A 19,261-nucleotide genomic window follows, 5' to 3' on the forward strand; every position below is an offset into this window, starting at 1 on the left:
ACCTTTCAAAGTCTTCCGTTTTTGCACGGTATTTTCAGAAACGGTAGTCTTATTACAGGGGTCTATAAACGAAAAGCGGGTATACCCTCGATGAGTATACCCGCATTGTAATGCGATGAATAATATTATGCTGCTGGTGCAGGCACCGCTTCAGGCGCCCGTACCGGGGTTTTCGCACTCTTTTTCTTCTTCCGGGTCCGGTTAATCCACATAATAGTCCCGGTAGTGGGAAAGGTAACACCCAGCAGGGCGATGATCAATGCAAATATTTTAGAGGCGGTGCCGAAAATGGCGCCGGTATGCAAAGGCTTGATGGTACTGCGTACTTTCTGTCCGAGGTTGCGCTGGGCAAAAGTTTCAGATTTCAATACTTTCCCGTTGAACTGGTCGAGGTAATAGGTAGTAGTAGCCGCTTCATTGAGCGTATGGGCTGGCAATAAGCTCACCATAAAGGCGGCGGTACTGTCTTTCGGCGCACTGAGGGCATAAAAAACGGCGTCGGGAGCGGTTTGTTGCACGCTGGCTAATGCCGCTTCATAAGTAATGCTTTTACTGTTAATGATCTCCGCGGGGGCTGATAACGGAGCAGCCCCCGGTTTAGGAGAAGTACGCAATACGGCATAAAGGCCGTTGCTAAACCATTCATACGACCATATTAAGCCGGTAAAGGCACATACAAACAGGAAAATAGCAGCGTAGAAGCCTAATACAATGTGTAGATCGTGATTGAGACGTTTCCAGCCACCATCCCATTTTACCTTGATCCGTTGTTTGAGGATATTCCTGGTTTTGGGCCACCACAGGATAATACCGGTGATGAGGATAAAAACGAATATCAATGTACTGGCGCCAGTAATTGCTTTCCCGGTATCACCCGCCAGCAACCAGCGGTGCAGGGAAAATATCTTATAGTAAAACGTTTTTGAGTAGCTGTATAATTCAACCACCTTACCAGTGTAGGGGTTTACAAAAGCGGTGCGTCCTTTTTCTTTTTTGGGAGCTTTTTCGCCTTTGCCCATCGGGGAGGCATTTTCCCGGGGACCTTTCTTCTCGCCGGCAACTTCCGGCTTGCCGTCTTTCTTCCCTCCTTTCCTGCCTTCATCCAGGGTTACCTGTATGGTACGGGCGGGGTCTGCAAATATCTGCATACGGGATATGCCTGCGCCGGGCACCTGCTCCTTTACCAATGCCGCTACTTTATCGAGCGATAAACGTTCTCCGGCAGGAGTAACGTAGTAACGGTCATGGTTAAACGCTTCTGTCAGTTCTTTTTCAAAAACCAGTAACGCGCCGGTTAAACAGCTGACGGTAATGACCAGTCCTGCAGTAAGGCCCAGGTATAAGTGAATTCGCCGGAAGAAAATTTTCATGTTATGTTGATCGTAGCTGCAAAGGAACTACGCGCGCGGGGTATTGTGCTATCGGATCGGGAAAAAGATTTATCCAAAACGGAAAATTTACCCCTTTAATTCTATCTATATAGCAATCAACCACATACACATCTCTATAAACACAAAAAAGCGTAAGAACACTTGAAGTATTCCTACGCCTTTCAGTATAAAAAATTTATTACATCAAACCACCCAGCATACCACCGGCGGCATTTTTCATTTCAGCTTCCCAGGCAGCCTCACCATCTTTCAATGCACGGTTTAACGCAGATAGCAACAGGTCTTCCATTTCCTCCTTGTTTTCGGGGGTCAGGAGATGGGCAGCAATATCAATTGTTTTTACCTGGCGGTTACCGTCAATGGTTACTTTTACCGCGCCATTTCCGGCCTCGCCGGATAAGGTTACTGTAGCCAAACGCTCTTTTCCTTCCGCCATTTTTTGCTTGATCTGCGTCAGCTTTCCAAATAAATCACCAAACATGTTTCGTGTGTTTTAAGAACGGCAAATATAAGCGTTCCGGTTGCTGTAATGAAATTTAAGCAGCAATATCCGCTGCCAATCCCCCTTTCATACAGAATAATATTATCATTAATGATTATACGAAACAGTAGAGTTAACTATTGCGTATCTTACCTCCGCGTAAAAGTTATTAATAGCAATAATGGAAACAAAAGTTTGTATCATAGGTGCGGGCCCAGGCGGCGCTACCGCTGCATTGCAATTAGCTCAACTCGGTATTGAATGTATAGTGGTGGACAAGGCGGTATTCCCAAGGGATAAAGTATGTGGAGATGGATTAAGTGGTAAAGTGCTGACCTTATTGGAACGTATTGATAAGGGTATCGGCGAACGCCTCCAACAAGCCTTATTTAAAAAAGATAGCTGGGGAGTTACTTTTGTAGCCCCCAACCGGATCGGGATAGATATCCCCTACCGACTCAATTACCAGGAGGATAAAAGTGATCCCCGCGGTTTTGTTTGTAAACGCATCGACTTCGATAATTTCCTGGTAGATGAACTGAAACGCCGCCCTGAAATCCGTTTATTCGAAGGGGTTAGTATCGATAAATACGAGCTGAAGCCAGATAGCTACTACCTGTCTAACAAAGACGGATCTTTCCAGGTAAAAGCCGACCTGGTGATAGTGGCCAATGGCGCCCATTCAGCGTTTACCAAAGACGTGGCCGGCATCAAAATGGAACCGGAACACTATGTGGCCGGCATCCGCGCTTATTATAAAGGCATTACCGACTTACACACCGATGCCTTCATAGAGCTGCACTTCCTGAAAAACATGTTGCCAGGCTACCTGTGGATCTTCCCGCTTCCCAATGGCGAAGCCAATGTAGGCGTAGGTATGCTCAGCAACTCTGCCCGTAATAATAAGATAAACCTCAAACAGCTGATGCTGGACACGCTGGCTACCGACCCCGTCATGAAAGAACGCTTTAAGGATGCGGAGTTGGTAGGCACTATAGATGGATATGGTCTTCCCCTGGGTAGTAAAAAAAGAAAATTACATGGCGAACGCTATATGCTGGTAGGTGATGCTGGTTATCTCATAGATCCTTTTACCGGAGAAGGCATAGGCAATGCGCTCTATTCCGGCAGGTTCGCTGCCCAACAGGCGGCGGCTGCTATTGCTGCCAACGATTTCTCTGATACCTTCCTGAACGCCTATGATGAAAGTGTGTATCGTGTGCTGGGCCCGGAACTACAAGTAAGCACCAAGCTACAGAAACTCATTAAATATCCCTGGTTGTTCAATATTCTCATGAAAATGGGCTCCCGGAACAAGCAGCTGAAAGACCTGATGTCGTGCATGTTTCATGAGGTGGACCTCCGTAAAAAGCTGGGGCAGCCTATGTTTTACGTAAAGTTGTTATTTAACAGATAAAAGTATTTTCCTGCCGTGAAATTTCTAAGCCAATTATCTATTATCGTATTTACATCATTTGCCATGAGCGCACAGGTACCTAACAATCCCGGTCCGGTTCACCATCCGCACCTGACACTGGAAATAGCCAATAAGCTGGCAGCGTTGCCGCTGAAATGCCTGGACCTGGAATTCCCGTACAAAACGGGGGTAGTATTTACCGACAGCTCACTGCTAACGGCGCCGAAAAATTATCACCCGGCGTTTTATGGCTGCTTCGACTGGCATAGTAGTGTACACGGTCACTGGATGTTGGTACGCCTCTTAAAAATCTATCCCGACCTGGCAAAGGCTGATTACATCAGAGACAAGCTGGCGGCGCATTTATCTGCCGAAAACATAAAAATTGAACAACAGCTGTTCAGCAACCCGGAAAACAAAAGTTTTGAGCGCATCTATGGCTGGAGCTGGCTGCTGCAACTGCAAAATGAACTGCTCACCTGGAATGATCCCCTGGGTAAGTCCCTCAGTCAAAACGTGCAGCCCCTGGCCTCCCAGTTCTCCACCGCCTACATACAGTTCCTTGATAAAATTATGTACCCCATCCGGGTAGGCGAACATACCAACCTGGCCTTCGGTTTGTGCCTGGCCTGGGATTACGCCGTTACCGCCAAAGATGCTGCCCTGCAGCAGGCGATACATAATGCCGCCATCCGCTTTTATGCGGCCGACAAAAATGCGCCGGTTGCCTGGGAACCGGGAGGATACGACTTCCTGTCGCCCAGCCTGGAAGAAGCCGACCTGATGAGACGCGTGATGCCAGCTGAAGAATACCATAAATGGCTACACGCATTTTTGCCCGGACTATTCGACAACAAGATTAATATTCTACAGGTAGCCCAAGTAAAAGACCATACTGATGGCAAGCTCGTTCACCTCAATGGACTGAACCTCAGCCGCACCTGGTGTTTGCTGGCCATTGCTCCCTATACCGGCAAAAACAAAACCGCTGTTTTGGAATTAGCTCAGCAACATATGGATGCCGGCCTGCAACAGGTATTCAGCGGTAGCTACGCAGGCGAACATTGGCTGGCCTCTTTTGCAGTGTACATGCTAACTGTCGGAAAACAACCGTAATTTCATCCAGATAATCTATTACCCTGTACAAGCTATAGTTTAGTCGATCGGTATAATGTGTCAACTACTAGTATGCGCCCTATCATAACCCTGACAATGAAGCAACTATTATCAATATTATTGATACTGATCCCGTTTTTCCCTTATGCGCAAAAAGTAAACACCAGTGCCCCACCCACCTGGCTGGTACCTTATACCCCCGATCTTACCCAAAAGCCCAACGCCAAAAATATCAGCGACGGCTATTACCTGCTGCTGCTGGAAGAGCAAAGGCAGGTAGAATTGAAATCTCATTACCATCACTTCATCCGGCAAATTATTTCAGAGGCAGGTATCCAAAACGGGTCAGAAATTTCTGTCGACTATGATCCTCAATATGAAAAATTGAGTTTCCATAAAATAGTGATTCACCGCGATGGGAAAGAGATTAACCGTCTTCCCGGTGCTGCTTTTAAATTGCTCCAAAAAGAACAGGAACTGTCCAGGTTCATTTACAGCGGCACTTATACCGCTTACCTCATCCTGGAAGATGTGAGAAAAGGCGACCAGATTGAATACTCCTACTCTATTTCCGGCGACAACCCCATTTTCCAGGGGAAGCTGGACAGCCGGATTTATTTCGTGGCCTATGAGCCCATTGTTAACTATTATAAAAACCTGATTGTAAGCCCCGGCAGGCCAGTCAGATTTAAGTTATACAACAATGCTGTGGCCCCGGCACAGAAAAAATGGAATGGACTCAACGTGTATGAATGGAACAAGGTAGACATCAGGGAAGCAGATAACAGCAGCTATGTTCCGTCCTGGTATAATCCCTTCACCCGCGTACAGGTAAGCGAATATAGCTCCTGGAAAGAAGTGGCCGATTGGGGATTGAAAATCAATACAACACCTCCTCCCGGCCCTGCACTGTCCAATAAAATTGAAGCCCTTAAAAAAGCGGCTAAAGGAGATAAAGCCAGCTACCTGCTGCAGGCGCTCCGGTTTGTTCAGGACGACATCCGTTATATGGGTATTGAAATGGGAGAATACTCCCATCGCCCCAATACCCCCGACAGGGTGCTATCCCAGCGGTTTGGTGATTGTAAAGACAAGGCCCTGCTGCTCTGCACTATCCTGCAGGCAAATGGTATCACTGCTAATATGGCTTACGTAAATACCGACCTGAAAGGCACTGTCAGTGAAATGCTACCTTCTCCCAATGCATTTAATCATGTAATTGTACAGGCAATACTTAACCATAAAACGTACTGGCTGGATGGTACCATGTCTTATCAACGGGGTGGATTGTCTGACTTTTGTGAACCCAATTACCAGCAAGCCCTGGTCATCACAGATACAACTACGCAACTCAGCGCCATCCCGCTTACCACCCGGGGACACATTACCGTGCGGGAAACCTTTCAGCTGCCAGACAGTGAAAATAAAGATGGACAACTCGATGTGACGACCACCTATCAACGGGATGAAGCCGATGCTCAACGAGCTGACCTCGCTGGCACCAGCATGAAGGATAAAGAAAAATCGTATCTCAACTATTACAAAAAGTTATATGGAGATGTGATCATTAAAGACTCCATTACCGTGCAGGACAGCGCCACCAGCAATACCATACGCGTCAGGGAAAGCTACCAGGTGCGCCACCCCTGGAAGAAAGACAGCAGTAGCAATAAACTGCTGTTTAGCGCCAACGCCCAATCTCTGTATGATATATTATCCTATATCACTGATACACAGCGCAAAGTACCGGTTAGTCTTCGCTATCCGTACGACCTCGACTACCAGATTGTTATGCACACGCCTGTTGAATGGTCATTAGACCAGGATCCTGTGCATATCGCCAATGAATACTATCAATTTGACTATACCGCAGAAAAAAATGAACAGCTGATTACCTTATCCTACCGTTTTAAAACTCTTAGTAATCACATTCCTGTAAAATTTATTCCCCAGTATATAAAAGACCTGAAAATCATTAATGAAACCAGTTCCCTGGATCTTACCTGGAAACCAGATTTTACCCCGGCGCCTCACCCGGGTGTACCGGGCAACTGGCTTGCCATTGCGCTGGCATTGATATTTGCGGTAATATTTTCCCTGCTGGCGTATGTGGCATACCGTTATTCCATTTTACCCCGCCGGCAACAGGCGGAACCTGTTCCCATTGGAGGCGGACTTGCCCTCCTGGCTATAGGACTGCTTTTCACACCTATGGGAGAATTAATGAGCCTCTGTAAAATGCCGGTATTCAATTACCAGTACTGGATAACTATCACCAGCCGGAAAGACCTGGGAAACATTACCCTGGTGGAGCTTTTCCTCATCCTGGAGATGATCCTCAATGTATTCCTCCTGTGTTATAGCGTATTGCTGGCCGTGTTGTTCTTTAACAGGCGGGATACTTTTCCTTTTGCACTGGCCACCTACTATTTTATCTGTATTATTTTTATTTATGCGGATAATGCTGTGAATAAGTATTATTTCCACGAAGGTCAGCCCGGTTCCATACTTAGTCTGAACTCTATTTTATGGCCGCTGTTGCGCATGGCTATCTGGATACCCTATTTATTAATATCTGAACGGGGTAAAACTACTTTTATCCAACCTTACCAGGCTTCCAAAGAGGACGTTTAAATATTGTTGACATACTTTTTCACCGTTAGCCAGTTGACCACGTACACCAACGCCAGTACCAGCGTCATACCAGCAAAAACAAGTACTCCCGGCCATGGGCTGATCAACATCTGGTGCGCAGCCAGTATAGTGGCAGTCCAGTATTGCAATACAGCCACAAGCAGTAACGACAGTAATCCTACTACGATATACAGGGGAACAAATTGTTTTAGTAAATAACGCTGCAGCTGTTGAGGCGCCGTGCCCAATATCACCAGCAGCTGGATTTCCCGCTTACAGGAGGCAATCACCAACTGAATGAACATGCTGAAAACCAACAGGGCAAAGCATAACAAGATCAGGCCAAAGAACCCTACAACAGATACAATGGTTTGTACAATCATCCTGGTTTTACTAAACTTCAGTTTATCCTGGTTGGTAGTGTAGCCGTTATCTTCCAGGAACTTTACCAGCGTTGGATTAGAAGGGTCCGGGGTTTTGATGATCACCCGGGAAGTACCCACGGCAGTGGTGGTGCCATACTTTTGGTTGGCCCAGGCCATAAAAGAGGCGGGCACCAGGAAAGAAGAGATCCGGTCTGAAAATCCCACTACATGTCCCATATACTGGTCTGATACCTGGTTATTGGAAATATTTACCTGCAAAGGCAGCGCTTTCACCGTTTCCTGGGATATCTGCGGGAGGTCCTGGCTAAGGGAAAAACCGAAATTATAGAGGTTCAAAAAATCGTTGGGCAGAATAATAGGAATCGTTCTATCTCCCTCATTCCATTTCCAGTCTTCGTTTTTCACATCCAGGAAACTATCAGGCACTGCTTCAAAAAACATATCGGTAGCAAAGTGTAAGTCGCCCGGCGCCTGAATCACTACTTTATACTGGCTGGAAGTTACTAACCCAAAAGCCTGTACGAATGGTTGCTTCCGGATATTGGCAATTTCTTCAGGGGTAAAAATGCTCTTGGCCGATTGTCCCATCATGGCATTGGTGATGGTTTTATTGATAACAAGGAAATCGGCTGTTTCGTTTTGGTTTTTGCTGCTGTACAGGAGCTGGCTGAAATTTGTATGGGCTTGTATCGCTATCAGGATCAACAACATAGCGATGCCCAGACCCACAGCTGCCATTAAAAACCGGGTTTTACCCACTCCCGTTTGGATGATCTTCTTAAGTAAATCGAAAAAAGGACGCATGAAACAACATTAAAGATGGTAATGCACATCGTAGGCGAAGTGCTGGTCATTATCCAGGTCGGTTAAAATGAATCCCGCGTTACGGGCTTTGCATTCTTCTGCAATGAGGGCGGCAGCCCGTTGTGTATTCTCTTCATCGAGATGACTGAAAGGTTCATCCATCAGCAGCCACTGAAAGGGCTGTACCAGCGCCCGGATGATGGCAATCCGCTGCCGTTCGCCATAGGAAAGCGTTCTACCGCTTTGCTCCAGTATATGCGATACATTGAGGCGGGCAGCCATATCGGCTATTTTTTCAGGTGGATAATACGGTTTCCCCTGCATCACATTCTTGAGTACTATGTTTTCGCGGGCGGTAAGCTGTTCAAACAACCGCAGGTCCTGGAAAATCACGCTTACCTCCTGTTGCCGCATGCTGGCTATATCATTTTTGCTGTAGGAAGGCCATGGTTGACCATTTACCGCTACCTGACCGGTGTAATCGTAGCGGATATGATAGAGGTAATGAATCAAAGTGGTTTTGCCGGTACCGGAGGGTGCTTTTATTTTCACAAAACTACCTTGCTGAAAAGTGACCTCCCTGTTCCAGATGTCCGACGACCGTTGCTGGAGTTTGTCCTGCAATGGAATGGGCATGAGGTGATTGAGCTGAATCTGCATAGTGGCATTACTGTTAACGGTAGCGAATATAACTTATAAATTTCACGCAGGCGTGTAAGAAGTAAGGGCGCAGAGGATCGATTCCCCTGCGCCCCTTATAGCTTTATACGTTGATTATCAGTTAGGAGAAACAGCAGTAGCCGTGTCTACCGGTGCGGCAAACAGGCTGTCTTCGTATGCTTTTTCTTTCGCTTTCTTTTCCTTCATTACTTTGGCTACTTCTGTACCCAGGTTTACCAGTTGCACGAGGCTGTTCTGGTCTTTGTTTTTGAAGGTCAATACCGCTTCGGTGTGTTGTACATCGCCGCCATCAGCTTTGCTTACTACAGTAAAGTCTTTCAGCAATGCTTTGGATTTCTGCAATACTGTTTTTTCATCGCCTTCGGCCTTGTCTTCGGGAATGATACTGATTACTTTTTCCAGGTCTACGTAACCACCCAGCATGCTTCCTTTCACTTTACTTTCTACGCCTTCTGGCAGTTTTACACTGCCTTTGCCGCCGAGGTATTGTTGTAATACTACGCTATCGGAGCCTACTGTCACAAATTTTTCGGTGATAGATACCGGTGGCATGGTGGCAGCGGCCATGGGGTTAGCAATCACGTAGTGGTCGCCTTCACGGGTAAATACTTCTTTCAGCATAGGGGAAGTCATTACCTTATTGAAAGCATCTTTATTCCCTACTTTAAGGCTAAAGATCCATTTGGCAGAAGGTTTTTCTACGAATTCGCCGGGCATGTATTCAGATTCTTTCTTGGTGATAGCCAGGTCAGAAGCTACGTATACCAGTTGTCCTTCAAAAGCATTCAGGATATCGTCCATGCTCAGGCCGGATTTACCGGAGATGGCCATATTTACCACGCCGTCCATACCGGTAGCTTTAATGATTTCACCGATCATGCGGAAATCAAAGGCATAAGAGATAAACCCGGTAATGCTTTCGGCAGGATATTTCTTCAGCATATCCAGGTCAATTTCTTTCTTACCATATTTTTTGTAGATGCCTGCAATTTCCTTACCCATGAAGGTATTGCCATTAAACAGGATCTTACCGTTTTCGAAGTTAACGGTACCGGTGTAATAGGTGCCTTCCATCAGCTTTTTCACGTTGGCCGGAATCATGGTGAACTGGCCGCTGTTGTAGATGGCTTCAGGATTTACGAATACGCCGGCATCTGCATTTTCTTTCAGCAGCTTAGCAAATGGCTCGATAGAACCGGCAGATTCTTCCTTTTTCAGGTGGAAAAGGTGATCTACTTCGGCTACCCAGTTTTTGATAGTAGCATCGTCATCAGTAGCTCTGAGAGCGGCTGGAACTGCTACAGCGCTGTCAACTATTGGTTGATCTCCATTGGGAGAAGACTGATTGGAGCCTCCCGGGGCGTACTGCTCCAGGTTGTTTGGGTCTATAGCGCTGATATAAATAACGGCCGATTTATTCCAGCCGATTACAGCGTGCTGCTTGGTTTCCCAGATATATTTGAAATCATTTTGTGTTTTCAGAGAGAAGTCAGCGACATTTTTTTTGAGATAGGCCTCAAATTTGTCGGCATCTTTCAGGCTGGCGGTAAGTGCCACATATGATTTTTTCTCAGCGGCCTGTCCCTGGAATACGATAGAAGCGAAGAAGTGGCTTTGGAGGTCAATACCGGAATTTTCGGCATCTTTCCAGGCTTTCATTACTTCATTGGCAGTGTCTTTGGTGTCGGCAGCGGCAAACAGCTTATCCATAGTGATCCCATTGGTCACCAGTTTGGTAGTCAGTTGTTTGGCATTGAGGTCAATCACCACACCGGCTGTCTTGGGAATGTACCGGCTCTCTTCGGGGTTTTTGGAGCAGGACGACAGGATAACCGCTGCGGCTACAGCGGTTAACAAAACTTTGGAAATTGTTCTTTTCATAAAAGATATAAAAATTAAGAGTTGATTCGGAGCAACAACGGTTGCTAACAATACACTACCACCATCGTGGTATTTCATTCGTGCAAAAGTACGTATATTTTTGTAGCACATATGTCTGATTTTTCCCTTTCGACGTACAATAATTCAATACTGTTTAAGTTTATACCTTTGCTACTAACTATGAAACTATTACTAAATACCATAGAAAAACCATTATGTTCCTGATCATGCTGCAATACATACGGCCAGTAGCCGCTATAGAGCACTATATGGAGGCGCACACAGCGTTCCTTCAAAAGCATTACGACAGCGGTCGTTTTATTCTGTCTGGCCGAAGAAAACCTAAATCCGGCGCCGTTATTCTCTGTAATGCGTCCAGTCGCAAAGAGGTAGAGGAAATTATGAGTGAAGATCCGCTCGAAAAATACCAGCTGGCCCTTTACGAGATTATTGAGTTTGAGCCGACGAAGTACGCCAACACCCTTGGAAAATAGTTTCCGCTTTCTTTTTGACTGCCAACTGCTTACGCTTCTTTATTCCGGATAATTACTGCATAAAGTAAATGACCTTCGTCAGCCATTTGCTACTATCCTTTTCCTTGCCCGGATCTGTTACATACATCTCTATTGTGGGTGGAACAATTTTTCTGCCTTTATCAGTAATGAACTTTTGAATAGCCACATGTGCATTGGCTATTTTGCTATACGGTCCGTAATAATCTGCATAGGCTGCCTGTGCAGCGGGTAGGGTAATAATTTCATAGCCATTACCGGGTTTACTGCCTTCCGGTACGGGAATCGCAGCGGCCATATCGGTCTGGTGCAGCTTTTTGTCCCAGGTAAAGAAAATGCCACAGGGTACTCCCGGCTGCAAATTAGCGGCAGTGGTAGCATTGTAGATTGTTTCCAGGTTTTGGTGATAGTAGTCGGTAATCCTGCTCATCGGGATGGTTTTCCTAACGGCAGCATAGGTAGTGGCCGGGAAATTCATTTCCTTTACGGTTACATCGATGCCGTTAGGGGTGCCGGGGCCCTTGACCTCGGCCTCCGCCATGCTTTTCAGGTGTTGCAACCCCTGGTCAAAATCCTTCTCCAGCGCGCCTTTCATGAAAAGCGACATCACATTTTGGGGCCGGTCGTAATGCGTATCGAACCCCCAAATCACCTTGGTTTTTCCGGCGGCTTCAGACAATTGGAAGTATACATCTGACTCCGACTTAAAAGGACTCGTAAAGGTAAGTTTCTGGGTTACCGCCTTATAAGGTTCTAAAGACAGGTGTTGTAATCTTCCTTCTCCTATTCTTTTCCCTGACCAGGAATCGGTGGCGCCTACCGTGCCATCATCACCACTGATGGTGTATTTGGCGGTAGAGTCCATCTGTCTCCAGGCGCTCCATTCGTTAAACTTTTCGAATCTGACAATATCATTCCATACAACGCCCGCAGGAGCATTGATTTCAACGCTGCGCTCCACATGCATCACAGTGGGTGCAAAAAGGATCAACACAATAGCAATAAACAGGATGAGTCCTATAATCCAGGCGAGTGTTTTAAGTACTTTCATGACTGTCGGGGGTTGATGATAATAAAAATACGTCTTTTTATTGTCAACCGGCAGCTCACGTTGGCATCAGGCAGAAGAATGCAGGTTACTCTAATTCATTATTGCTGGCTTTGTTTTGCTCGTACCGCTCATTCGCTTCCTGTGCTTTTTCAAAGTCCAGGATCACGGAGTTAATACAATAGCGGAGACCTGTGGGCGGCGGCCCATCATCGAATACATGCCCCAGGTGCGATTGACAACGACCGCATAAAACCTCCGTCCGGTGCATGCCATGGGTATTATCCGGGGCATAAATAACGCTTGTTTTAGTAAGCGGCTGAAAGAAACTCGGCCATCCGCAGGTACTATCAAATTTGGCATCAGATACGAATAAAGGATTTCCGCAGGCAGCACAATAATAGGTCCCATTTTCTTTATTATTCCAGTACTTTCCGGTAAAAGCCCATTCCGTTCCTTTTTCCCTGGCAATGTGATACACCTCTTGTGGCAATAGTTCCCTCCATTGTTCGTCCGTCAGATTAACTTTAGTGGCATCTGTATGGGAGTAAACCTCTCCCTTCTTTTTTCCGTCTTCCATTGATTTCTATTTTTCGCCGTTACTTGGGCAGGCACAGTTCGTACCCCTGATAGAGATATTCAAAATTATTAGTTTCCATAGGTACATATGTAAAGTTTTGATTCGTTAACTTCTCATTAACACTAGCGTTGCGATTGTTGTTAGTCTGTTGCTTCGTCTTTTTTCACCTACTTAAAGTACGTATGAATATGCATAATGGATTGTTATTTCCTGCAAATCAAGGGCGTATTTCACAAAACAGTGGGTTTTTTGTTTAAAACTGTCTGATAATCACCGACGAGCAACTGCACAGAAATTGTTAACTTTACAGCAAAAGGCTAGTAAGTGGCGGATATCATCAATTTATTACCAGACAATATAGCGAACCAGATAGCTGCAGGAGAAGTGATACAAAGACCGGCATCAGCGGTAAAAGAATTACTGGAAAACGCAGTGGACGCAGGAGCTACCGAGATTCAGCTGATCATAAAAGATGCAGGCAAAGAGTTAGTGCAGGTAATTGATAACGGTGGCGGTATGAGCGAAACAGATGCCCGTATGTGCTTTGAACGCCATGCTACCTCAAAAATACAATCCATCGATGATCTGTTCCAGATCACTACCATGGGATTCCGGGGTGAAGCCCTCGCTTCTATTGCCGCCGTATCCCAGGTAGAGCTCAAAACCCGTAAACGGGGCTCTGAGGTAGGTACCTACGTGGAAATAGACAATAGCTTCGTGCAAAAGCAGGAACCCTGTCAAACGGCAGAAGGAACCAGCATTGCCATGAAAAACCTGTTCTTTAACGTACCCGCCCGCCGGAACTTCCTCAAAAGCAACGCGGCGGAAATGAGACATATTGTAGATGAATTTATCCGGGTAGCCATGGCTTTCCCACAACTGCAATTCTCCCTCACCAGCAATAATCAACAGCTGTTCCACCTCGAGAAAGGATCCCTTAAACAACGTATCGTTGCCATCCTGGGCCAACATTATAATGCCCGCCTGGTGAGCGTAAAGGAAACTACCGACTACATGAATGTGTACGGATTTGTAGGAAAACCCGAAACCGCTAAAAAAACCAGGGGCGACCAGTTCTTTTTCGTCAATAACCGCTTTATTAAAAGCTCCTACCTCAATCATGCAGTCATGAACGCTTTTGCCGACATTATCCCGGCAGATAGCTTCCCCCTGTATGTATTGTTTATTGATGTAAACCCGGAACATGTGGACATCAACGTACATCCCACCAAACAGGAAATCAAGTTTGATGACGAAAAACTGATGTACGCCTTTGTTCAGTCAGCCGTGAAACACTCTCTCGCCCAGTTCAGCATTACCGCTACGCTGGACTTTGACCTCGACCCCAACATCCAGGCGCTGGATGCCGTAAGCAAACCGTTTACCGCACAACAACAGCAAGAGTCGACGCAAAGTTCCCTGTATAAATCCTTTACACAGGCCAACCAGGCCCATATGATCGATAAAAGCAGCAATAGCAGTAACCTGAAACACTGGAAAGACCTGTACGAGCCAGCTGGCAACAGCGACAACTACACTACCAGCGCTTATACCGTAGAACCGGAACCAGAAACCCGGCCCGCTGTAACATATGAAAGCCAGCCTCATGCTACGGCTTCCGTTATCGATGAACGTTGGCAGGATACACCGAAAGACCAGAAAGTACCAGTACAGATACAGCAACAGTACATTTTATCTCAGATCAAATCAGGCTTTATATTAATAGACCAACAGGCGGCCCATGAAAGAATCCTGTATGAACGCTACCAGCGCGCATTAGTAGAAGCTCCCATGGCCACCCAACAAAGCCTGTTCCCGCAAACCCTGCAACTGCCTCCCGCAGATGCAGCCCTGATCAGTGAAATGCTGGGCGACCTGCAAACACTGGGCTATGACCTGGAGCCTTTTGGCAACAATACCTTTGTCGTTCGCGGTACTCCGGCCGACATCCAGAATAACAACAACCAGGCTACCATAGAGAACCTGCTGGAACAATTTAAAAACTTCAGCCACGAGCTGAAAGTCAATCCGAGAGAACAGCTCATTCGCTCTATGGCCCGTAACAATGCCATTCCCACCGGCAAAGTACTGGCCGCCCGCGAAATGCAGAATATCATCGACGAACTATTTGCCTGCAGTATGCCTAATGTGGCTCCCGGCGGCAAATTCACCTTTATATCCTTTAAACTCACTGACCTCGCCCGCATGTTCGAACGGGGGAATTGATTTGAGCAGAAAGCTGAAAGCGTAAAGCAAAAAGCTATTTAAGCGAGTAATGACGCACTTTGGTCATTCGCTTAAATAGCTTTTTGCTTTACGCTTTCAGCTTTCTGCTCCTTCCAGCAATTCATATACCTTCCTGAAACGCCGGTATTTCTGCTGATACCAATCATATAAATCCCTGTCGGGATCAAATGCTACAGCCGGAGTTGTTGCTGCGTTTACCGGCTCGGGTAATCCTAACGCCCTGGCGGCCAATATAATAGCACCCAAGGCAGAAGCATCCCGCTCCTGTCGCAGATACATCGTTTGCCCGAAAATATCCGCCATCAGCTGAATCCAGCCCGGCGAATGGGTAAAGCCCCCGCTTACCAATATTTTTTGCACCGGCCCTGCGGTTTCCTGCAATGCGGCTTTAATACTTAACAAGGCAAAGCAAATACCTTCCAACACCGCCCTGGTAAAATGTGCGGGGGTATGCTGGGGTTGTATGCCTATAAATGCCGCGGTGGCGTGGCTATTCCACATAGGTGCCCGCTCCCCCAGCAGGTAAGGCAGGCATAACAGGCCATCGGACTGGATTTTCAGGGCTTCATTCACCAACCGGTCCAGTGCTTCCGGCGGCTGTTGCAGGAAATCCCTGATCAGCCATTGTAATACCACCCCTCCATTGTTAGAGGCACCACCGGTAATATATATATGATCTGTAAGGAGATACGTAAAAAGACGGCCCTTACCATCAGTGAGGGCCTGGCTGCCGGCCATCCTCACCGCCCCACTGGTGCCAATGGTAAGCGTTGCATGCCCCGGCAACATGGCGCCGCTGCCTAATTGCGCCAGGCATCCATCGCTGCCTCCTATAACAAAAGGTGTATGGGCCGGGATGCCCAGATCCGCTGCCACTGCAGGTAAGAGCCCATTTATTACCGTGTCGGCCGGTACCGGGTCCGGCAACTGTGCCGGCCGGATGCCCGCTACCCGGAGCGCGGTATCATTCCATTGTAAAGCATGAATGTCGAATAAGCCCGTAGCGGAAGCTATAGAGTGATCGGTTACATATCTCCCAAAGAAATGATGAAAGATATATTCCTTAATACCCGGAAACATGGCCGCCTGTGCAAACAGCTCCGGTTGCTGCTCCCGTAGCCAGATCAGCTTACATAATGGCGACATGGCATGTATGGGCGTACCTGTTTGCCGGTATATCTCCTTCCCTTCCGGCGTATCGCGCAAGGCCATGGCGCAGGATTCGCTCCGGTTGTCGGCCCAGATAATAAGAGGCGTCAGTGCTTCACCGGATTGGCTTATGGCCATAATGCTATGCATGGCACTACTGAAGGCAATAGCGGTGGGCGGATAGCCCATTTCGGATACCACGGTACGGATACCGGTTTTGACGGCATCGAGTATTATTTCGGGCGATTGCTCACTATAACCGGGCTTCGGATGTTGGGTAGGATACGACTGTTGAAAAACTGCTCCAAATTTACCGTTCATCCTTAGCACAATCGATTTTGCACTGCTGGTGCCTATATCTACGCCAATAATATACGCATGATGGTCGCTCATATAAAAAACCTTCCTTTTTCCGCATTTAATTTATAGATTTAAAACCGGTGTTTCTTATAAAAAGTCTAAAATATCCACGCAAATGGCTTTCGAAATCAAAAAAAAGGGGCAGGCTTACGATGTTTGTATTGTTGGCTCGGGCGCCGGAGGAGGAATGGCAGCAAAGATTTTATCTGATGCCGGCCTGAAAGTAGCCCTCCTGGAAGCGGGTCCAAAATACGACCCCGCCGATCCTGAACAGGCCACCCAATTGAAATGGTCGTATGAATCGCCCCGCAGAGGGGCCAGTACCACCCGTCCGTTTGGCGACTTTGACGCTGCCTACGGAGGCTGGGAAATTAACGGTGAGCCTTACACGAAAAAAGACGGCACCGAATTCGACTGGTTCCGTTCCCGCATGTTAGGAGGTCGAACCAACCACTGGGGCCGCATTTCACTACGCTTTGGCCCCCGTGATTTTAAACACAAAACGTATGATGGATTAGGCGATGATTGGCCTATTACGTATGAAGAAGTAGCTCCTTATTATGACCGCGTTGATAAAATGATCGGTGTATTCGGATCTAAAGAAAATATGCCTAACGAGCCCGATGGCTTCTTCCTCCCTCCTCCCAAACCCAGGCTTCATGAGCTGATGGTAAAAAAGGCAGGCGACCGGTTGGGCATCCCCGTTATCCCGGCCCGTTTATCTATTCTTACCCGCTCTGTTAATAAAGACCGTAGCCCTTGTTTCTACTGTAGCCAGTGTAACCGGGGATGTACCGTATATGGCGACTTTTCCGCGTCTTCTGTACTGGTAAAACCAGCGATGAAAAGCGGGCATGTGGACCTGTATACCAATGCCATGGTCCGGGAAGTATTGACTGACGACAGTGGTAAAGCCACCGGCGTAGCCTATGTCGACAAAACGGATATGCAGGAATATTCCGTTAATGCCAAAGTGGTGGTACTGGCGGCCAGCGCCTGTGAATCGGCCCGCCTGCTGCTCAATTCCAAATCAGCCAAACATCCCAATGGGCTGGCCAATTCCAGTGGTGTAGTAGGTAAATACCTCCATGACTCTACCGGGTCTTCCAGGGGAGGATTCCTGCCACAACTGATGGACCGCAAACGCTATAATGAAGATGGTGTAGGCGGTATGCACATGTATGTACCCTGGTGGGCCGATAACAAAAAGCTGGACTTTCCCCGTGGCTATCACATTGAGTTTGGCGGTGGTATGCACATGCCTTCATATGGCTATGGCTTTGGCATGGAACATATGAATGGGAAATACCCTGGCCGCGACGGCAAATCAAAAGTTGCCGGCGGTTACGGCGCCTCACTGAAAGACGACTATCGCCGCTTCTATGGCGCCCACATTGGCTTTGCAGGCAGGGGCGAGTGTATTGCCCGGGAAGATAACTACTGCGAAATAGATCCGAACGTGGTAGATAAATTCGGTATCCCGGTACTCCGCTTCCATTATACGTGGAGCGACCACGAAATCAAACAGGCCAAACATATGCAGGATACCTTTGAGCAGATTATCCATGAAATGGGAGGCATCGCCAGTGGCACCAAACCCGGTGCAGATACCAAGTATGGCCTTGAAAACCCTGGTCGTATTATCCACGAAGTAGGTACTACCCGTATGGGCGACGATCCACGTAAATCGGTGTTAAACAAATTTAACCAGGCACACGAGGTTAAAAACCTTTTCGTAGTAGATGGCGGCGCGTTTGTATCTCAGGCAGATAAAAATCCTACGTGGACCATCCTGGCCCTCTCTATGCGGGCATCTGAATATATCGTAGACCAATTGAAAAAACAGAGTATCTAATCATTTAAGCTTTTTTCATGGACAGAAGAGAATCATTGAAGGCCCTGGCATTGGGAACCCTATCAGTAGGTACCATCTTAGCGGCCACCGGATGTGAAGATAAAAAAGGCGATACAGGCCATAAAGACGAGGTGGCCAAAACGCCCGGCTATGGCCGCACAGCGGATGAAGTAAAGCGGGATAAAGCGCTGATGGAGGAGAAATTCTTCACCCCCGAGGAAATGAAAACTATCACTATCCTGGCAGATATCATCATTCCGGCCGATGAGCACTCCGGTAGCGCATCTGACGCCAAAGTGCCTGAATTCATTGAATTTATTGTAAAAGATATGCCGGAGCATCAGCTCCCCATGCGGGGAGGGCTCCGTTGGCTGGACCTCCAATGCGCCAAGCGGTACAACAAATCATTTGCAGATTGCAGCGAACAACAACGCATTGCGATAGTTGACCTGATTGCTTACCCGGAAAAAGCAGCACCGGAAAATAGCCAGGGCGTTGCCTTTTTTAACAGGATGCGGAACCTTACCGCCACCGGATTTTTCACCAGTAAAATAGGCATCAAAGACCTGAATTACGTAGGCAACACCCCCAACGAATGGGATGGTGTACCAGCCGATGTATTACAACAGTATGGGTATGCTTATGATGAAAAAACGCTGGCTACCTGCCTGAAAATAGAAGACAGGGGTAAGCTGATGACCTGGGAATAACGACCTAAC

General features: G+C 47.2%; 15 protein-coding genes. 7 read left to right on the forward strand and 8 right to left on the reverse strand.

The genetic code is table 11. The features are described from left to right. Nucleotides 1–125: 125 nt before the first annotated feature. Nucleotides 126–1,370, reverse strand: a complete 1,245-nt coding sequence (locus tag HGH91_RS09530; RefSeq protein ID WP_168738228.1) for a PepSY-associated TM helix domain-containing protein — start codon at nucleotides 1,368–1,370, stop codon at nucleotides 126–128. A 199-nt stretch (nucleotides 1,371–1,569) separates the two neighbouring features. Further along, complete coding sequence (locus HGH91_RS09535; RefSeq protein ID WP_168738229.1) at nucleotides 1,570–1,872, reverse strand: YbaB/EbfC family nucleoid-associated protein; 303 nt, start codon at nucleotides 1,870–1,872, stop codon at nucleotides 1,570–1,572. 181 nt (nucleotides 1,873–2,053) lie between these two features. Here HGH91_RS09535 and HGH91_RS09540 point away from each other — a divergent pair, with 181 nt between their 5' ends. The 3 genes from HGH91_RS09540 (at nucleotide 2,054) to HGH91_RS09550 (ending at nucleotide 7,039) form a co-directional block, all read left to right on the forward strand. Beyond that, on the forward strand, nucleotides 2,054–3,289 hold the full coding sequence (locus tag HGH91_RS09540; RefSeq protein ID WP_211092254.1) for an NAD(P)/FAD-dependent oxidoreductase: 1,236 nt from the start codon (nucleotides 2,054–2,056) through the stop codon (nucleotides 3,287–3,289). A gap of 15 nt (nucleotides 3,290–3,304) precedes the next feature. After that, nucleotides 3,305–4,405, forward strand: coding sequence for a DUF2891 domain-containing protein (locus HGH91_RS09545; RefSeq protein WP_317166816.1), 1,101 nt, complete (start codon nucleotides 3,305–3,307; stop codon nucleotides 4,403–4,405). Between the two features lie 96 nt (nucleotides 4,406–4,501). Further along, nucleotides 4,502–7,039, forward strand: coding sequence for a DUF3857 domain-containing protein (locus HGH91_RS09550; protein WP_168738230.1), 2,538 nt, complete (start codon nucleotides 4,502–4,504; stop codon nucleotides 7,037–7,039). Here the strand turns inward: HGH91_RS09550 and HGH91_RS09555 are convergent. The 3 genes from HGH91_RS09555 to HGH91_RS09565 all read right to left on the reverse strand — a co-directional run bounded on the left by HGH91_RS09555 (nucleotide 7,036) and on the right by HGH91_RS09565 (nucleotide 10,791). Next, complete coding sequence (locus HGH91_RS09555) at nucleotides 7,036–8,229, reverse strand: hypothetical protein (RefSeq protein ID WP_168738231.1); 1,194 nt, start codon at nucleotides 8,227–8,229, stop codon at nucleotides 7,036–7,038. The two genes, HGH91_RS09550 and HGH91_RS09555, sit on opposite strands and share 4 nt — an antisense overlap. Before the next feature lie 9 nt (nucleotides 8,230–8,238). Beyond that, nucleotides 8,239–8,889, reverse strand: coding sequence for an ATP-binding cassette domain-containing protein (locus HGH91_RS09560; protein WP_168738232.1), 651 nt, complete (start codon nucleotides 8,887–8,889; stop codon nucleotides 8,239–8,241). Nucleotides 8,890–9,006: 117 nt separating this feature from the next. Next, nucleotides 9,007–10,791 (reverse strand): DUF4836 family protein, encoded by a 1,785-nt coding sequence (locus HGH91_RS09565; protein WP_168738233.1) that lies wholly within the window; start codon nucleotides 10,789–10,791, stop codon nucleotides 9,007–9,009. Between the two features lie 215 nt (nucleotides 10,792–11,006). Here HGH91_RS09565 and HGH91_RS09570 point away from each other — a divergent pair, with 215 nt between their 5' ends. Beyond that, nucleotides 11,007–11,285, forward strand: a complete 279-nt coding sequence (locus tag HGH91_RS09570) for a YciI family protein (RefSeq protein WP_168738234.1) — start codon at nucleotides 11,007–11,009, stop codon at nucleotides 11,283–11,285. Between the two features lie 52 nt (nucleotides 11,286–11,337). On the opposite strand, the gene HGH91_RS09575 is transcribed toward HGH91_RS09570, so the two are convergent. Beyond that, nucleotides 11,338–12,354, reverse strand: coding sequence for an SRPBCC family protein (locus HGH91_RS09575; RefSeq protein ID WP_168738235.1), 1,017 nt, complete (start codon nucleotides 12,352–12,354; stop codon nucleotides 11,338–11,340). Nucleotides 12,355–12,439: 85 nt separating this feature from the next. Further along, the gene (msrB, locus tag HGH91_RS09580; protein ID WP_168738236.1) at nucleotides 12,440–12,931 is read right to left on the reverse strand and encodes a peptide-methionine (R)-S-oxide reductase MsrB; all 492 of its coding nucleotides are present in this window, start codon (nucleotides 12,929–12,931) and stop codon (nucleotides 12,440–12,442) included. Nucleotides 12,932–13,255: 324 nt separating this feature from the next. Here msrB and mutL point away from each other — a divergent pair, with 324 nt between their 5' ends. After that, entirely contained in the window at nucleotides 13,256–15,157 is a 1,902-nt protein-coding gene (gene mutL / locus HGH91_RS09585) for a DNA mismatch repair endonuclease MutL (RefSeq protein WP_168738237.1), read from the forward strand. Nucleotides 15,158–15,253: 96 nt separating this feature from the next. Here mutL and HGH91_RS09590 read toward each other — a convergent pair whose 3' ends face one another. Beyond that, nucleotides 15,254–16,720: a gluconokinase gene (locus HGH91_RS09590; RefSeq protein WP_168738238.1), complete on the reverse strand. Its 1,467-nt coding sequence runs from the start codon at nucleotides 16,718–16,720 to the stop codon at nucleotides 15,254–15,256. An 82-nt stretch (nucleotides 16,721–16,802) separates the two neighbouring features. On the opposite strand from HGH91_RS09590, the gene HGH91_RS09595 reads away from it, so the two are divergent. Then, the gene (locus HGH91_RS09595) at nucleotides 16,803–18,542 is read left to right on the forward strand and encodes a GMC family oxidoreductase (protein ID WP_168738239.1); all 1,740 of its coding nucleotides are present in this window, start codon (nucleotides 16,803–16,805) and stop codon (nucleotides 18,540–18,542) included. A 17-nt stretch (nucleotides 18,543–18,559) separates the two neighbouring features. Next, nucleotides 18,560–19,252, forward strand: a complete 693-nt coding sequence (locus tag HGH91_RS09600; protein WP_168738240.1) for a gluconate 2-dehydrogenase subunit 3 family protein — start codon at nucleotides 18,560–18,562, stop codon at nucleotides 19,250–19,252. The last annotated feature ends 9 nt before the right edge of the window (nucleotides 19,253–19,261 follow it).

The organism is Chitinophaga eiseniae (genome assembly GCF_012641265.1).
In the GTDB taxonomy this organism is placed as follows: Bacteria; Bacteroidota; Bacteroidia; order Chitinophagales; family Chitinophagaceae; genus Chitinophaga; species Chitinophaga eiseniae_A.

What these genes read in the sequence shown, in the direction of transcription:
- HGH91_RS09530 (WP_168738228.1), bottom strand. Translation starts at nt 1,370, where the DNA reads ATGAAAATTTTCTTCCGGCGAATTCACTTATACCTGGGCCTTACTGCA.
- HGH91_RS09535 (WP_168738229.1), bottom strand. Translation starts at nt 1,872, where the DNA reads ATGTTTGGTGATTTATTTGGAAAGCTGACGCAGATCAAGCAAAAAATG.
- HGH91_RS09540 (WP_211092254.1), top strand. Translation starts at nt 2,054, where the DNA reads ATGGAAACAAAAGTTTGTATCATAGGTGCGGGCCCAGGCGGCGCTACC.
- HGH91_RS09550 (WP_168738230.1), top strand. Translation starts at nt 4,502, where the DNA reads ATGAAGCAACTATTATCAATATTATTGATACTGATCCCGTTTTTCCCT.
- HGH91_RS09555 (WP_168738231.1), bottom strand. Translation starts at nt 8,229, where the DNA reads ATGCGTCCTTTTTTCGATTTACTTAAGAAGATCATCCAAACGGGAGTG.
- HGH91_RS09560 (WP_168738232.1), bottom strand. Translation starts at nt 8,889, where the DNA reads ATGCAGATTCAGCTCAATCACCTCATGCCCATTCCATTGCAGGACAAA.
- HGH91_RS09565 (WP_168738233.1), bottom strand. Translation starts at nt 10,791, where the DNA reads ATGAAAAGAACAATTTCCAAAGTTTTGTTAACCGCTGTAGCCGCAGCG.
- HGH91_RS09570 (WP_168738234.1), top strand. Translation starts at nt 11,007, where the DNA reads ATGTTCCTGATCATGCTGCAATACATACGGCCAGTAGCCGCTATAGAG.
- HGH91_RS09575 (WP_168738235.1), bottom strand. Translation starts at nt 12,354, where the DNA reads ATGAAAGTACTTAAAACACTCGCCTGGATTATAGGACTCATCCTGTTT.
- msrB (WP_168738236.1), bottom strand. Translation starts at nt 12,931, where the DNA reads ATGGAAGACGGAAAAAAGAAGGGAGAGGTTTACTCCCATACAGATGCC.
- HGH91_RS09590 (WP_168738238.1), bottom strand. Translation starts at nt 16,720, where the DNA reads ATGAGCGACCATCATGCGTATATTATTGGCGTAGATATAGGCACCAGC.
- HGH91_RS09595 (WP_168738239.1), top strand. Translation starts at nt 16,803, where the DNA reads ATGGCTTTCGAAATCAAAAAAAAGGGGCAGGCTTACGATGTTTGTATT.
- HGH91_RS09600 (WP_168738240.1), top strand. Translation starts at nt 18,560, where the DNA reads ATGGACAGAAGAGAATCATTGAAGGCCCTGGCATTGGGAACCCTATCA.